Here is a 15,238-nt window from a genome sequence, read left to right as displayed (position 1 = left end):
CAATTGCCATGGTCGTGTGAGCGAGCTCCTCTCGCAGGCCTCAGGTCACCGGCGCCGGGTTGAACAGGGTCAGGTCGTTGTGGATGCCCCAACGGTCCGACCACGGCTTGGTGCGGCCGGAGGCGACGTCGAGGATCAGCTTGAACAGCTCCCAGCCGGTCTCCTCGATGGTCATCTCGCCGGTGGCGATGCGCCCCGCGTCGAAATCGATCAGGTCCTTCCAGCGCCGCGCCAGCTCGCTGCGGGTCGCGACCTTGATGACGGGCGCCGCCGCAAGGCCATAGGGCGTGCCGCGGCCGGTGGTGAACACCTGCAGTGTCATGCCGGAGGCAAGCTGCAGGGTGCCGCAGATGAAGTCGGAGGCCGGCGTCGCCGCGAACAGCATGCCCTTCGTCCGCGCCTTCTCGCCGGGCGCCAGCACGCCATGGATCGGACCGGAGCCGGACTTCACGATCGAGCCGAGCGACTTCTCGACGATGTTGGCGAGTCCGCCCTTCTTGTTGCCGGGCGTGGTGTTGGCGCTGCGATCGGCGCCGCCGCGCGCCAGATAAGCGTCGTACCAGTCCATTTCGCGGATCAGCGCGCGACCGACATCCTCGTTGATCGCGCGCCGGGTCAGCAACTGGATCGCGTCGCGCACCTCGGTGACCTCGGAGAACATTACGGTCGCGCCAGCGCGGACCAGAAGGTCGGCGGCGAAGCCGACGGCGGGATTGGCGGTGACACCGGAGAACGCGTCGCTGCCGCCACATTGCAGGCCGATCACGAGATCGGACGCCGGGCAGGTCTCGCGGGTGCGCTTGTTGAGCTCGGCAAGTCGCCGATCGGCCTGGGTCATGATGGCATCGACGATGGCGCCGAAGCCGTCGAAGGCCTCGTCCTGCATGCGCACGATGGAATCTTCCGTGCCTTCCGGCAGCAGGCGCTCCGGCGCGAGCTTCTCGCAGCCCAGTCCGACGACGAGGACTTCGCCGCCGAAATTGGGATTGAGCGCCAGGTTCTGCAAGGTGCGGATCGGCACGACGGCGTCGGGGGCCGTGATCGCGACGCCGCAGCCATAGGCATGGGTGAGGCCGACGACATCATCAACGTTCGGATATCTCGGCAGCAGCTCGCTCTTGATGCGCTTGATCGCGTAGTCCAGCGTGCCGGAGACGCATTGCACCGAGGTCGAGATCGCCAGGATGTTCTTGGTGCCGACCGAGCCGTCGGCGTTGCGGTAGCCCTCGAAGGTGTAGCCGTCGAGCGGCGGCAGCGGCGCCGGCACGGCAGTCGAGATTTCCAGCTTGTCGAGGGCAGGGGCTTCCGGCATGTCGATGCGGGCCTCGTCGACCCATTCCCCGGCTGCGATCGGCGACTTGGCGTAACCGATGATCTCACCATAGCGAACGATCGGGCCGCCCGCGGCGATGTCGACCAGCGCGGTCTTGTGGCCCTGCGGCACGAAGCTCTTCAGCGTCAGGCCGTCGGGAAATTGGGTGCCGGCGGGCAGGCCGAAATCGTTGACCACGATCGCGACATTGTCGCGCGCGTTGAGCTTGATGGTGCGGGGCTCCTGGTTCGCGACGACCTGCTGGTTCATGCTGGCTCCGTTCCGATCCGTAGGGTGGGCAAAGCGAAGCGTGCCCACCGTCTATCCTCTTGCTCGAACCGTCGGTGGGCACGGCGCTACGCGCCTTTGCCCACCCTACAGGTCTCAGTTTTCGTCATTGCGAGGAGCGAAGCGACGAAGCAATTCAGAATCGTTTTTCTGGCTCCTGGATTGCTTCGCTTCGCTCGCAATGACGCGGCTTAGGGTCTCGGTCTCAACGACTCACACCGGGTAGGTGTAGGCCGTCTTGACCGTCGTGTAGAACTCGCGTGCGTAGGAGCCCTGCTCGCGGGCGCCGTAGCTCGAGCCTTTGCGGCCGCCGAACGGGACGTGGTAGTCGACGCCGGCGGTCGGCAGGTTGACCATCACCATGCCGGCCTCGCTGTTGCGCTTGAAGTGCGACGCATATTTCAGGCTGGTGGTGCAGACGCCGGCAGCGAGACCGAACTCGGTGTCGTTGGCGATCGCCAGCGCCTCGTCGTAGTTCTTGGCGCGGATCACGCAGGCGACCGGCCCGAAGATCTCCTCGCGGGCGATGCGCATGTTGTTGTTCGCTTCGGTGAACAGCGCCGGCTGCATGTAGAAGCCGGGCGTCTCGCGGTTCAGGAGCTCGCCGCCCCAGGTCAGCTTGGCGCCTTCGTCCTGGCCGATCTTGAGGTAGCGCTGGTCCTGCTCGAGCTGGTTCTGGTCGACCACCGGGCCGATGTGCGTGCCCTGCTTGAGCGCGTCGTCGACCACGAGGCCCTTCAGCCGCTCGGTCATGGCAGCCACGAACTTGTCGTGGATGCCTTCGGTCACGATCAGGCGCGAGGACGCCGTGCAGCGCTGGCCGGTCGAGAAATACGAGCCGTTGACACAAGCTTCGACCGCGACCTTGACGTCGGCATCGTCGAGCACGACCATCGGGTTCTTGCCGCCCATCTCGAGCTGGAACTTCTTCATCGGATTAGACAGCACGCAGGCCTGCGCGATCTTGCGTCCCGTGCCGACCGAGCCGGTGAAGGAGATCGCGGCCACGTCCGGATGGTCGATCAGGGTCTGGCCGACCACCGAGCCGGAGCCGACGACGAGGTTGAACACGCCGGACGGCAGGCCGGAGCGGGCGATGATCTCGGAGAGCGCATGCGCCGAGCCCGGCACCAGTTCGGCCGGCTTGAACACCACCGTGTTGCCGTAGCAGAGCGCGGGGGCGATCTTCCAGGCGGGAATCGCGATCGGGAAATTCCAGGGCGTGATCATGCCGATCACGCCGACCGCCTCGCGCGTGATCTCGACGTCAAGACCGGGGCGCACCGAAGCGCCCTTCTCACCGGTGAGACGCAGCGCTTCGCCGGCAAAGAAGGCGAAGATCTGGCCCGCACGCGCCGCCTCGCCGATACCTTCCGGCAGCGTCTTGCCCTCCTCGCGGGCGAGCAGGCGGCCGAGTTCTTCCTTGCGTGACAGGATCTCCGCCGAGATCTTGTTCAGCGCGTCATAGCGCTCCTGCGGCGTCGAGCGCGACCAGGCGGGGAAGGCGGCCTTGGCGGCGGCGACCGCCTTCTCGGTCTGCGCCTTGTCGGCCTTGGCGTATTCGCCGACGACGTCGTTGGTGTTGGATGGATTGATGTTGCGGGTCACCCCGGTGCCGTCGATCCATTCGCCGGCAATGAAATTCTTGAGGATCGCGTTCATGTTGTTCTCCCGACTTTTGCGCGATTGGCGCGGCAGTCATATCCCATCTGAAGCGTCAGCGCACGAGACAGGGTCGTTTGTCGTCGAAGGTCCATCCAGGGATCAAATACTGCATGGCGACGGCATCGTCGCGCGCGCCGAGCCCGTGGCTCTTGTACAGCGCGTGAGCCTTTTCAATGGCCTCGCGATCGATCTCGATGCCGAGCCCGGCTTTCTCGGGCACGGCGATCTTGCCGCCCTTGATCTGCAGCGGCTCCTTGGTCAGCGCCTGGCCGTCCTGCCAGATCCAGTGGGTGTCGATCGCGGTGACCTTGCCGGGGGCGGCGGCGGCAACATGGGTGAACATCGCCAGCGAAATGTCGAAATGGTTGTTGGAGTGTGAACCCCAGGTCAGGCCGTTGTCGCGGCAGGTCTGCGCGACGCGCACCGAGCCCTGCATCGTCCAGAAATGGGGATCAGCCAGCGGGATGTCGACCGCGCCGAGGCGCAGCGCATGGCTGAGCTGCCGCCAGTCGGTGGCGATCATGTTGGTCGCGGTCGGCAGCCCGGTGGCGCGGCGGAACTCGGCCATGATCTCGCGGCCCGAGAAGCCGGCCTCGGTGCCGCAGGGGTCCTCGGCATAAGCGAGGATGCCGTGCATGTCCTTGCACAGCCGGATCGCCTCGTCGAGCGACCATGCGCCGTTGGGATCGAGCGTGACCCGCGCCTGCGGAAAGCGCTTGGCGATTGCGGTCACCGCCTCGATCTCGGCCTCGCCTCGGAGGACGCCGCCCTTCAGCTTGAAGTCGGCGAACCCGTAGGCGTCGTGCGTGGCCTCGGCCAGCCGCACCACGGCCTCGGGCGTCATCGCCTCCTGGTGCCGCAAGGTGAACCAGCCGTCCTTCTCGCCCTCGCCGGTCGCGTAGGGCAGGTCGGTCTTGCGGCGATCGCCGACGAAGAACAGATAGCCGAGCGCCTCCACCGACGCGCGTTGCTGGCCCTCGCCGAGCAGCGCCGCGACGGGCAGGCCAAGGTGCTGGCCTAGCAGGTCGAGCAGCGCGGATTCGACCGCAGTCACCGCATGGATCATCACGCGCAAATCGAAGGTCTGCTTGCCGCGGCCGCCCGCATCGCGGTCAGCAAACGCGGTGCGCATCGATGCGAGGATGGTGTTGCAAGCGCCGATGCTTTTGCCCACGATCAGGCTCTTCGCATCCTCCAGCGTCTGCCGGATCTTCTCGCCGCCCGGCACCTCGCCGACGCCGGTGTGGCCGGCATTGTCGGTGACGATGACGAGATTGCGGGTGAAGAACGGCCCATGCGCGCCGCTGAGATTGAGGAGCATGCTGTCACGGCCGGCCACCGGAATGACCTCCATGCCGGTGACGACCGGCGCGCCGGAGATCCCGGTCTTGGTGGCTTCGTGACTCATTATGCTCCTCCTCTTTTCGTTTTACTTCGTTCGTCCACCCTCATGGTGAGGAGGCGCCTTGGCGCCGTCTCGAACCATGAGGCCCCGACTGTGGCCTCATCCTTCGAGACGCCTGCTCTGCAGGCTCCTCAGGATGAGGGGAAAGGCCTCAGCCGCAGACGCAGCTCAATCTTACTCCGCCGCCTGTTGCGCCGGCACGGCACCCGGCAGCGCCTTCACCAGCGCGGTCAGCTCCGCCATCTCGGTCTCGGTGAGATCGGTGAGCGGCGGCCGTACCGGGCCGGAATCGCGGCCGATCACCTTCATGCCGGCCTTGATGATCGAGACCGCGTAGCCCTTCTTGCGGTTGCGTATCGCGATCAGCGGCAAAATGAAATCCTTCAATCCGGCATGGATCGTGGCGTGGTCGCGTTTGCGCACTGCGGCATAGAAATTCGTGGCGAACTCCGGCACGAAGTTGAACACCGCCGAGGAGTAGGTGGTCACGCCCATGTCGAGATAGGGCAAAGCGAAGGTCTCTGCGGTCGGCAGGCCGCCGATATAGGTCAGGCGGTCGCCGAGCCTGGTGTAGACGCGGGTCATCAGCTCGATGTCGCCGATGCCGTCCTTGTAGCCGACCAGGTTCGGGCAGCGCTCGCACAGCCGCGCCAGGGTGTCCGGCTGCAGGATCGCGTTGTCGCGGTTGTAGACGATGACGCCGATCTTGACCGCATTGCAGATCGCCTCGACATGGGCGGCAAGGCCGTCCTGCTCGGCATGCATCAAATAGGGCGGCAGCAGCAGCAGGCCGTCGGCGCCGGCCGCTTCCGTACCAACAGCGATCTCGCGGGCGATCGCGGTGCCGTAGCCGGTGCCGGCGAGCACGGGCACGCGGCCCTTGGTCTCCTCGACCGCGACCTTGACCACCTGGGGAACTTCGGCCGCCGTCAGCGAGAAGAACTCGCCGGTGCCGCCGGCGGCGAACAGGCCGGCGACGTCATAGCCGCACAGCCAGTCCATGTTGGCGCGATAGGTGGCCTCGTCGAAGGAATGGTCGGCCTTGAACGGCGTCACGGGGAAGGAGAGCAGGCCGCTGCCGATTTTCGCAGCCATTTCCTTGGGGGTCATCTTGCTCATCGCGGAGGTCCTTCACGAATGTCTGCACGAATGTCTTGGGATCGGACCCGGCAAGTGCACCAGCGCGCGCATCCCTCGCGGCGTTTCGTAGGGCCAAGTTCGATGCCGGTCCAAGCCAATCACGGTATTGATTGATACTGGTTGAGTATCAATCCTCGGCCTGCTGCAGGGCGGCGAGACCGCCCGCGATCTCGACCAGCGCCGGTAGCAGCGGATTGTCGTGATCGCGCCGCCAGACCAGGAACAGCTCGGCCGGTGTCGGGTTGCGCAGCTTCAGCGGCCGCAGCCGGACATCGGCGATCTTCAGGCTGTGGGCTGCTTCCGGCACGATGGCGAGGCCGAGGCCGGCGCGCACCATCGCGAGGATGGAGTGGATCTGGCTCAAATGCTGTACGTAGCGCGGCAGCACCTCCGCGCGCATGAACTGCGACACCAAGAGGTCATGGAAATAACGCGCCTCGATCTGCGAATACATGATGAAGGGCTGGCCGTCGAAATCCCGGATCGACACGGTCTCGGCCGAGGCCAGCCGGTGGCGGCGGGGCAGCGCCGCGCAGAGCGGCTCGGCCACGACGCGGCGCGTGGCGAATTCCGGCCGGGCGATCGGCGGCCGCAGCAGGCCGGCATCGATCTGGCCGGAGGCCAGCGCCTCGATCTGGTCGCCTGTCACCATCTCGCTGAGCGAGAGGTCGGCTTCGGGAAGCTGGGTGCGGCAGGCGGCGACGAGCTCGGGCAGGAAGCCGTAGGCGGCGGCTGCGGTGAAGCCGATCTTCAGCGAGCCGCTCTTGCCGGTCGCGATCCGGCGCGCCACCTGGGCGGCGTCCTCGGCCATCTTCAGGATGCGCCGCGCCTCGGGCAGGAAGCTGCGTCCCGCCGGGGTCAGCTTCACCGAGCGGCTGGTGCGCTCGAGCAGGGCTGCATCGATGATGTGCTCGAGCACCTGGATCTGCCGCGACAGCGGCGGCTGCGTCATGTTGAGCCTGACGGCAGCGCGGCCGAAATGCAGCTCCTCGGCCACGGTGACGAAGCAGCGCAACTGGTTGAGGTCGAACATCGATGCCTCCTCGGTATGGATCGGGCGGGTCCTCTACGGCATTAGCATTGATCGGGCGGGGTGGAAATGAGGGCGTGTAGGGTGGGCAAAGGCGCGGCTGCACTGTCTCGGCCTGCAAAAGATGCGGCGCGCGCCGTGCCCACCGCGTGCCGCGTTCGATGCTGATGGTGGGCACGTCGCACACGCGGCCGATAGCCGCGTGCGCGCCTTTGCCCACCCTACGGCAGCGCGCTCCGGATCTGCCGATTTCGTCCCAAACGCCTCAACAAACACCGGTGTCGTCCCTGCGAACGCAGGGACCCATAACCACAGGAAGTCGTGTTAGGCAGGCTCGTCATGAGCGGTTCGCACATCACGTCCGCCGCGGCGTATGGATCCCGGATCGGCGCCGTGCCGCGCTGTCGCGCGTCGCGGCTTGTCCGGGACGACAGCGGTGTGGGGAGCGGATTCACATCTCAAACAGCCAAGTCGTATCTCGATCGGGGAGCGTATCGATCAGCGGGACCAAGATCGATCAGCCGCCACACGACAGCGCGTTCTCGCGGCATGTGATGCCCGAGGCGTACGATTAGTTCGTCCCTCCTGATAGATGCAGAGGGCGCAGGGAATGCCGGGTGAAGGCCTCACCCATGGCCCGCCTGCTAAAAAAATGCAGGCGGCAGGTACCACAGGTGGTGCCGATCAACCGGCATTCCCTGCGCGACGGTCTTCACGCTTATACGCAGTCTCCCTGGTGCGCCGGGCTTGTTGGCCACCATGACGACAATGCGCTTGCGCGCATTGCGCTGGACACCAGCATCGGGGTGTCAGGACGCTGCGACTTCACGTCCGCAAGCGATCGTTCGTCGGCGCATCCGAAGACACGCTGCGATCTCTCGCGGCCATCGCTCCCCGCCCCGCGTGTCGTGACGATCGCGCGCAACGCCCCTCCGCAGTGAGGCGGGATGGGCGCAGACAACCATGAATTCCGAAAAATCGCAAGAGATTTATTTTTTTCAGAAGTCTTGGCGGGCTGGCCTCGCGATGGATCCGAGTGATCTGCGAGTTCTCTCTTCCGTCATTCCGGGGCGTGCGCAGCACGAGCCCGGAATCCATCGTGCGGCAGATTGCGCGGCGAAATGGATTCCGGGCTCGCCCTTGGGGCGCCCCGGAATGACGGCGGAGGATGACGCACCAGCTGTGCGCAAAAAAAAACGGCGGCCGAGGCCGCCGTTCAAGTCGAGACCACGCAAAGGGGGCGTGGTGCTCAGGAGGCTCGGAGCTCGACGCGCTGGATGCGGCCGACGATGAAGAGATAGGCGAACGCCGCGACCAGCGCATTGACGCCGACGAACACCAGCGCGCCGTTGAACGAGCCGGTGGCCGACAGGATGTAGCCGATCACGATCGGCGTGGTGATGCTGGAGAGGTTGCCGAAGGTGTTGAACAGGCCGCCAGAGACGCCGCCGGCTTCCTTCGGCGAGGTGTCGGAGACGACCGCCCAGCCGAGCGCGCCGATGCCCTTGCCGAAGAAGGCCAGCGCCATCAGCCCGACCACCAGCGCCTGGCCGTCGACATAGTTGCAGCCGATGATGGCCATCGACAGCAGCATGCCGCCGACGATCGGGATCTTGCGCGCCAAGGTCAGCGATCCGGTCTTGCGCAGGATGGCGTCGGAGATGAAGCCGCCGAGCACGCCGCCGATGAAGCCGCACAGCGCCGGCAGGGTGGCGACGAAGCCCGCCTGCAGGATCGACAGGCCGCGCTCCTTGACGAGATACACCGGGAACCAGGTCAGGAAGAAGTAGGTCAGCGTGTTGATGCAGTACTGGCCGATATAGACGCCGAGCATCATGCGGTTCGACAGCAATTGCCCGATATGCGACCAGGTCGGACCACCGGACGCGGCCTTGCCGTCCTTCCCGCTGTCCTTGGCACCCTCCATGTCGATCAGCGCGCCGCCGTCGCGGATGTAGTCGAGCTCGGCCTCGTTGATCCCGGGATGCTCCTTCGGCCCGTACATGGTCTTGATCCAGAGCAGGCCCATGAGGATGCCGAGCGCGCCCATCACCGTGAAGACATGACGCCAGCCGAACTCATGCGCGATCCAGCCCATCAGCGGTGCGAAGATCACGGTCGCGAAATATTGCCCGGAGTTGAAGAAGGCCGACGCCGTGCCGCGCTCGTTGCTCGGGAACCAGGCGGCGACGATGCGGGCATTGGCCGGAAAGCTCGGCGCCTCGGCGAAACCGACCAGGAAGCGCAGCGCGAACAGCGCCGTCACCGCGGCCGCGCCGGAGAAGAAGCCGATCCAGCCCTGCATCATGGTGAAGATCGACCAGATGACGATGCTGCAGGCATAGACCCAGCGGGAGCCGAAGCGGTCGAGCAGCCAGCCGCCCGGCACCTGCGCGAGCACGTAGGACCAGCCGAAGGCGGAGAACACGTAGCCCATCGCGACCGGATCGAGATGCAGCTCCTTGGACAGCGAAGGTCCGGCGATCGACAGCGTTGCGCGGTCGGCGTAGTTGACGGTCGTGACCAGGAAAAGCATGGTCACGATGAACAGCCGGACGCGCGATCGGCGCAATTCGGCCGTGGATACGATTGCGCTCATGCGCTCCACCTCTCTTAAACGTTCCTCAAGAACTGTCCTAGAGGAGATGACGGGCCGGGGTCCAAACCGAAGCCTGTATCGATCGATGCAAAATTTGGATCAATCGCGGGGTCTCCATGCTGGTGGGACCGGGGCGCCAATTCGCGATCCCGCCGGGTTCGGACCCCCGAGGCCTGAGCCGATCAAGCTTGCACGCGAAGGTTGGCACGCGAAGGTTGGCACGTTGGTCTGCGAACTTTCGATGATCGCCGCTGCGACGGGCCGAGCAGCAGGCGGATTTCTCCTCACATCCACCGCGCCGCGCGCGCCTGATCGCCTTGATCCCGGCGGACTGGCTCGCGACAACATTCGGGAGCGCGGCCGTGGCCGGTCCGTTCCGTGCGCCGGAAGTTGCCTGCGCGCAGCGATGTGGGCGCGAACCTTCTGTGCTTGTATCGGCGGCTGCTGCGTGCACAATCGTTCGCGCAAGCGAACAGGAGTCATTGCGCGTGAAGGCCGTCTACACCGAGCTGCATCGCAGCCACGATCCGCAATTCTATCTGGTGCGCGGCGTCGTCAAGCGCACGACGGAGCAGCCCGAACGGGCGGATCGCCTGCTTGCGGGATTGAAGGCCGGCAAGCATGAGCTGCTGGCGCCGACCCATTTCGGCCAGGGGCCGCGCGCCCGCGTTCATAGTCCGGAATATCTCAGCTTCCTGGAGGAAGCCTGGGACGCCTGGGCGGCGCTCGGAGATGTCGGCGCGGAGATGATCCCGAACGTCCATCCGGTGCGCAACGCCGCCACCTATCCGACCCATATCGTCGGGCGGCTCGGTTGGCACACGACCGATACCTCGGCGCCGATCGGCCCGGGGACTTGGGCCGGCGCCTGCGCCGCGACCGATGTCGCTGCGACGGCGGCCCAGTTGCTGCTCGACGGCGAGGATGCGGCCTACGCGCTGTGCCGGCCGCCGGGCCACCACGCCTACCGCGACATGGCCTCGGGCTTCTGCTTCATGAACAACAGCGCCATCGCCGCGGCCCTTCTGCGTCAGCATCATGAACGCGTCGCCATCCTCGACGTCGATGTTCACCACGGCAACGGGACGCAAGGCATCTTCTATGAGCGGCCCGACGTGCTGACCGTCTCGATCCATGCCGATCCGATGCACTACTACCCGTTCGTCTGGGGCTATGCGCATGAGCGCGGCGCGGGCGCCGGCCTCGGCGCCAATCTCAACATCCCGCTGCCGCTGAAGACCGGCGACAACGGCTATCTCCGAGCCTTTGAGGCGGCGGCGAAGACGATTCACGCCTTTGCGCCGGGGGCGCTCGTCGTCGCGCTCGGTCTCGATGCGTCCGAGCACGATCCGCTCGCGGGGCTTGCCGTGACGACGCCCGGCTTCCGGCGCATCGGCGCGGCGATCGCTCGGCTGGGCCTGCCGACCGTGTTCGTGCAGGAGGGCGGCTATCTCTCGGACATTCTCGGCGACAATCTGACCGCGGTGCTGGCAGGATTCGAAGAGGCGCGGTGACCCCAGCGTCTCCCGCTCCTTGTGGGCACTGTGACAATCGATCGCAAATCGTTCGCATGACCCGGTTGCGAGCGCACGCGACCAGGCGGGCCACTTTACCGCTATGAGGAAGCAGGCCCTCGAAGCTTGCCTTCGAAGCTTGTCTTCGAAGCTTGCCTTGGCGCAATCGCACACCATTCAGCAACTGCTAGGCTTCGCGGACTACCCTGAGCTGTGATTCGTTCCGAGGGATGTCATGACGTGGCCAGTGATCGACCTGCATTCCCTACTTGTGCGCTCTGAAGCGGCGTTGACCGACCTGACCGCTGAACGTCCCGAGCCGGAGCCAGGCTCGGCAGACTTGGGCGGCCGGCCGTCGCGCCGACGGCTGCTGGCCTCCGCGGGCCTCGGCGTTGGTGCCACCGCGCTGTCCCTCTCGGCCGCTCCTGCCGTCGCACAACCACGGAGCGGCGCAAGCCTCGGCCGGCCGGTGCGCATCACCAGGGACCGGCTCGATGCGCTCGCGGCCAAGTTTCACGCCGTCTTCAATGAGCATGATATCCTGCCGCCGTTTTCCGCCGACAAGCACGGTGCGCGTGTCGACGTCGACCTGCGGCGGCTGACGACCTTCACCCGCGTCCCCGAGACCGGAGAGCGCGTCAAGGTGAGCGGCCTGCTCGCGCTGCCCGCCGATCACGCGGGCGCGTTGCCGGTCGTATCATGGCAGCACGGCACCATCCTGTCGTTCGATCAGGTGCCGTCCAATCTCGTCAAGCTGGCCGATCCGAACTACGAGCCACGCGACAATATCGATTCGATCGAGACGCTGTTCAACGTCCAGCGTCTGGTCGGCAACGGCTTTGCGTTGATCGCGGCCGACTATCTCGGCAAGGGACCGTATCGCCAGGGTCGCGGCGAGGCCTATGCAGTGAAGGACGCCACCGTGCAGTGCTGCCTGGACGTGCTGAACGCCGGTCTGCTCGCGCTCGATCATCTCGGCTTGCGAAAGCAGGCGCTGTTCCTCAACGGCTGGTCGCAAGGCGCCGTGAATACGCAATGGCTGCGCCAGGAGCTGCAGCGGCGGCGCGTCGCGGTGGCGGCGAGCGCCACCCAGAGTCCGTTCAGCAATCTTGTGGACTCGATGCGCTATTGGGTGGCGGCGCAACCCGGCATGCCGACCGACGGTAGCTATCCGAAGCAGCCGATCTGGATCACGCCGTGCGTCATCGTCCTCTTGGGCAGCTATCGCCAGCACTACCGGCTCACCGATCTGTTCAAGACGGCGATCAAGCCACAGCACCTCGCGCTCGCCGAGAAATACTGGTCGGACTACAGCATGGACGAGACGTTCAGCAAATCGGTGCCTCAGCCCTCGGATCTGCTGGTCGATGGCTTCTTCGATCGCTTCACCCACGACACCAACAGCCGCTTCCTGCGCCGCCTGGCCGGCAACAGTGCGACCTATTGGGACTATGACTCGCCGATGCGGTACTACTACGGCCTTGTCGATGAGGCGCTGCCGCCGAGCCTCGTCAAGATGCCGCTGGCAGCCGACGGCCACTTTGCGCAAGGCGTCGCGGTCACCGGCGCCAGCCACCGCGGAACGTTCCTGGCAAGCCTCTATGGCAGCGGCGACGTCATCGGCGGCGCTTCCACCGTGCTGGACTTCTTCAAGACCGGTTCTTGAGCTGCGGCGATGATCAGCTCGCCAGCGCCTGCGGCGCGCGCGGTGCGAGCTCCCGCTCCGCGGTGCGGACGATCTCCATGGTGCGCACGATGCTCGCCGGATTGACGCTGATGGAGTCGATGCCGAGCTCGGCGAGATAGCGCGCGACCTCCGGATAGTTGGCCGGCGCCTCGCCGCAGATGCCGACATGGCGATGGTTGCGATGCGCGCCCTCGACCGCCAGCTTCAGCATCGCCAGCATGCCGGGATCGCGCTCGTCGAAATCGAACGCGACGATGTCGGAATCGCGGTCGACGCCGAGCGTGAGTTGGGTGAGGTCGTTGGAGCCGATCGAGAAGCCGTCGAAATGCTTGGCGAACTCGTCGATCAGGATCACGTTGTTCGGGATTTCGCACATCATGTAGATCTCGAGCCCGTTCTCGCCACGCACCAGGCTGTGCCCGGCCATCGCCGCGATCACCTTGCGCGCCTCCTCGACGCGGCGGCAGAACGGGATCATGATTTTCAGATTTCGTAAGCCCATCGCGTCGCGCACCCGCCGCAACGCCGCGCATTCCAGCGCGAAGCCGGCGGCGTAGGCCGGGTGCGCATAGCGCGCCGCGCCGCGGAAGCCGAGCATGGGGTTCTCTTCCCTGGGCTCGAAATCGCGGCCGCCGATCAGGCTGGCATATTCGTTGGTCTTGAAGTCCGACAGCCTGATGATGACCGGGCGTGGGTGGAACGCGGCGGCGATGGTGCCGACGCCTTCCGACAGCCGCTCGACGAAGAAATCGGCCGGCTTCTTGTAGCGCGCGGTCAGCCGCTTGATCGTCGCGCGGTCCTTCGCCGCCGTGACCTTGTCGGGCGCCGCCAGCGCCATCGGGTGGATGCCGATCGACTGGTTGATGATGAACTCCATGCGCGCCAAGCCAACGCCGTCGTTCGGCAGCAGCGCGGTCTTGAAGGCGAGCTCGGGATTGCCGAGATTGACCATGATCTCGGTGCGCGGCCGCTCGAGCTTGTCGATCGCGATGCGCTCGACCTCGAACGGCAGCGCGCCTTCGTAGACATGGCCGGCATCGCCTTCGGCGCAGCAGACGGTGACGGTGGCGCCGGTCTTGGCGCGCCGCGTGAAGTCTTCGGTGCCGACCACCGCGGGCACGCCGAGCTCGCGGGCGATGATCGCGGCATGGCAGGTGCGGCCGCCGTGATCGGTGACGATCGCGGCCGCCGTCTTCATCACCGGCTCCCAGTCCGGGCTGGTCGATGCGGCGACCAGGACCTCGCCGGGCCGGAACGCGCGCAGGTCTTTCGCCGTACGGACCAAGCGGATCTTGCCGGCGGCGATCTTCTCGCCGACGGCGCGGCCCGTCGCCAGCACCTTGCCGGTCTTTTTCAGCACGTGCGTTTCGACCATCTCGGGCCGGCGCTGAGATGCCACCGTCTCCGGACGGGCCTGGATGATGTAGAGCGCGCCGTCGCGGCCGTCCTTGGCCCATTCGATGTCCATCGGCGTCGGCCGTCCGGCCTTCTGCGAGTAGTGCTGTTCGACGACGATGGTGGCCTGAGCCAGCTCCAGCACGTCGGCATCGCTGATGCAGAATCTTGCCCGGTCGGCCGGCGGCGTCGCCTCGTTGCGCGTGGTGGCGCCGCGCGCGCTGGTCTTCGCATAGACCATGCGCTTGTCCTTCGCGCCGAGCCGGCGCGACAGCACGCTGCGGAAGCCTGCCGCGAAGGTCGGCTTGTGGACGTAGAACTCGTCCGGGTCGACCGTGCCCTGCACGATGGTCTCGCCGAGGCCGTAGACGCCGGTGATGAAGGCGACATCGCGAAAACCGCTTTCGGTGTCGAGCGAGAACATCACGCCGCTGGCGGCGCGATCCGAGCGCACCATCTTCATCACGGCGACCGACAGCGCGACCTTGTCGTGCGCGAAGCCGTTGTCGACGCGGTAGGAGATCGCGCGGTCGGTGTAGAGCGAGGCGAAGCAGCGGCGGCAGGCCTCGAACAGATCCTTAGGCCCGCGAATGTTGAGAAAGCTCTCATGCTGGCCGGCGAAGCTGGCATTCGGCAGGTCCTCGGCGGTGGCCGAGCTGCGCACGGCGACCGCGACGCCCCGGCCATACTCCTGCTCCAGCTGCTTGTAGGCCTCTGCCACCTCGCGGCGCAGATCGTCGCGGTCGGTCGCCGCGAATACGATCGCGCGCGCTTTCGCCGCCCGCTTGGCGAGATCGGCGATGCGCCGCTTGTCGAGGCCCGCGAGCAGCTGGCGCAGCGCGTCGTCGGCTCCGGTGGCGCGCAAGGCATCGCGATAGGCGGCGGCCGTCAGTGCGAAGCCGTTGGGCACGCGCACCCCTTGCGACGTCAGCGCCGAATAGAGCTCGCCGAGCGACGCCGTCTTGCCGCCGACGTCGGGGACGTCCTCGATACGGAGATCCTTGAACCAGCGGATGTAGCCTGGTGCCGTCATCGGTGATCTCCCGCATCGCAGCGCAGACATTAAGTTTGTCGCGTTACGCGGCGCATACCTTGCGGAAGATCAAGCGCGGCGGCCGGGGAGCTACTTAGATCACGTTTATGGTAGAAGTTCCTCCAGCAAAGGCGGCCCACAGCCCATGAACTGCAGGAATTCCGGCCCAA

General features: G+C 66.1%; 10 protein-coding genes. 3 read left to right on the top strand and 7 right to left on the bottom strand.

What is annotated here, in order from left to right; all coding sequences use genetic code 11:
- Positions 1-40: 40 nt before the first annotated feature.
- From garD to LQG66_RS16230, 5 genes are all read right to left on the bottom strand, one after another.
- Positions 41-1,582 carry a galactarate dehydratase gene (gene garD, locus LQG66_RS16250; protein WP_231327207.1) on the bottom strand — a complete coding sequence of 514 codons (1,542 nt, stop codon included), beginning with the start codon at positions 1,580-1,582 and terminating at the stop codon, positions 41-43.
- A 231-nt stretch (positions 1,583-1,813) separates the two neighbouring features.
- Positions 1,814-3,262: an aldehyde dehydrogenase family protein gene (locus LQG66_RS16245; RefSeq protein WP_231327206.1), complete on the bottom strand. Its 1,449-nt coding sequence runs from the start codon at positions 3,260-3,262 to the stop codon at positions 1,814-1,816.
- 55 nt (positions 3,263-3,317) lie between these two features.
- Positions 3,318-4,673, bottom strand: a complete 1,356-nt coding sequence (gene gudD, locus LQG66_RS16240) for a glucarate dehydratase (protein ID WP_231327205.1) — start codon at positions 4,671-4,673, stop codon at positions 3,318-3,320.
- Between the two features lie 171 nt (positions 4,674-4,844).
- Positions 4,845-5,789, bottom strand: coding sequence for a 5-dehydro-4-deoxyglucarate dehydratase (kdgD, locus tag LQG66_RS16235; RefSeq protein WP_231327204.1), 945 nt, complete (start codon positions 5,787-5,789; stop codon positions 4,845-4,847).
- Between the two features lie 148 nt (positions 5,790-5,937).
- Positions 5,938-6,843 carry a LysR family transcriptional regulator gene (locus tag LQG66_RS16230; RefSeq protein ID WP_231327203.1) on the bottom strand — a complete coding sequence of 302 codons (906 nt, stop codon included), beginning with the start codon at positions 6,841-6,843 and terminating at the stop codon, positions 5,938-5,940.
- Between the two features lie 629 nt (positions 6,844-7,472).
- On the opposite strand from LQG66_RS16230, the gene LQG66_RS16225 reads away from it, so the two are divergent.
- Positions 7,473-7,781, top strand: a complete 309-nt coding sequence (locus LQG66_RS16225; protein ID WP_231327202.1) for a hypothetical protein — start codon at positions 7,473-7,475, stop codon at positions 7,779-7,781.
- A gap of 308 nt (positions 7,782-8,089) precedes the next feature.
- Here LQG66_RS16225 and LQG66_RS16220 read toward each other — a convergent pair whose 3' ends face one another.
- Positions 8,090-9,439: an MFS transporter gene (locus LQG66_RS16220; protein ID WP_231327201.1), complete on the bottom strand. Its 1,350-nt coding sequence runs from the start codon at positions 9,437-9,439 to the stop codon at positions 8,090-8,092.
- 488 nt (positions 9,440-9,927) lie between these two features.
- Here LQG66_RS16220 and LQG66_RS16215 point away from each other — a divergent pair, with 488 nt between their 5' ends.
- Positions 9,928-10,953 (top strand): histone deacetylase family protein, encoded by a 1,026-nt coding sequence (locus LQG66_RS16215; RefSeq protein ID WP_231327200.1) that lies wholly within the window; start codon positions 9,928-9,930, stop codon positions 10,951-10,953.
- 235 nt (positions 10,954-11,188) lie between these two features.
- Positions 11,189-12,619, top strand: a complete 1,431-nt coding sequence (locus LQG66_RS16210) for a lysophospholipase (protein WP_231327199.1) — start codon at positions 11,189-11,191, stop codon at positions 12,617-12,619.
- Between the two features lie 13 nt (positions 12,620-12,632).
- Here the strand turns inward: LQG66_RS16210 and ppsA are convergent, their stop codons facing one another.
- Positions 12,633-15,068, bottom strand: coding sequence for a phosphoenolpyruvate synthase (gene ppsA / locus LQG66_RS16205; RefSeq protein WP_231327198.1), 2,436 nt, complete (start codon positions 15,066-15,068; stop codon positions 12,633-12,635).
- Between the last annotated feature and the right edge of the window lie 170 nt (positions 15,069-15,238).

The sequence above is a fragment of the Bradyrhizobium ontarionense genome, assembly GCF_021088345.1.
GTDB classification, from domain to species: domain Bacteria; phylum Pseudomonadota; class Alphaproteobacteria; order Rhizobiales; family Xanthobacteraceae; genus Bradyrhizobium; species Bradyrhizobium ontarionense.
This window is presented reverse-complemented; position numbering and strand designations above follow the sequence as displayed.

Bases quoted from the DNA above. Each gene is read 5' to 3' on its own strand.
- garD (WP_231327207.1), bottom strand. From the start codon at position 1,582: ATGAACCAGCAGGTCGTCGCGAACCAGGAGCCCCGCACCATCAAGCTC.
- LQG66_RS16245 (WP_231327206.1), bottom strand. From the start codon at position 3,262: ATGAACGCGATCCTCAAGAATTTCATTGCCGGCGAATGGATCGACGGC.
- gudD (WP_231327205.1), bottom strand. From the start codon at position 4,673: ATGAGTCACGAAGCCACCAAGACCGGGATCTCCGGCGCGCCGGTCGTC.
- kdgD (WP_231327204.1), bottom strand. From the start codon at position 5,789: ATGAGCAAGATGACCCCCAAGGAAATGGCTGCGAAAATCGGCAGCGGC.
- LQG66_RS16230 (WP_231327203.1), bottom strand. From the start codon at position 6,843: ATGTTCGACCTCAACCAGTTGCGCTGCTTCGTCACCGTGGCCGAGGAG.
- LQG66_RS16225 (WP_231327202.1), top strand. From the start codon at position 7,473: ATGGCCCGCCTGCTAAAAAAATGCAGGCGGCAGGTACCACAGGTGGTG.
- LQG66_RS16220 (WP_231327201.1), bottom strand. From the start codon at position 9,439: ATGAGCGCAATCGTATCCACGGCCGAATTGCGCCGATCGCGCGTCCGG.
- LQG66_RS16210 (WP_231327199.1), top strand. From the start codon at position 11,189: ATGACGTGGCCAGTGATCGACCTGCATTCCCTACTTGTGCGCTCTGAA.
- ppsA (WP_231327198.1), bottom strand. From the start codon at position 15,068: ATGACGGCACCAGGCTACATCCGCTGGTTCAAGGATCTCCGTATCGAG.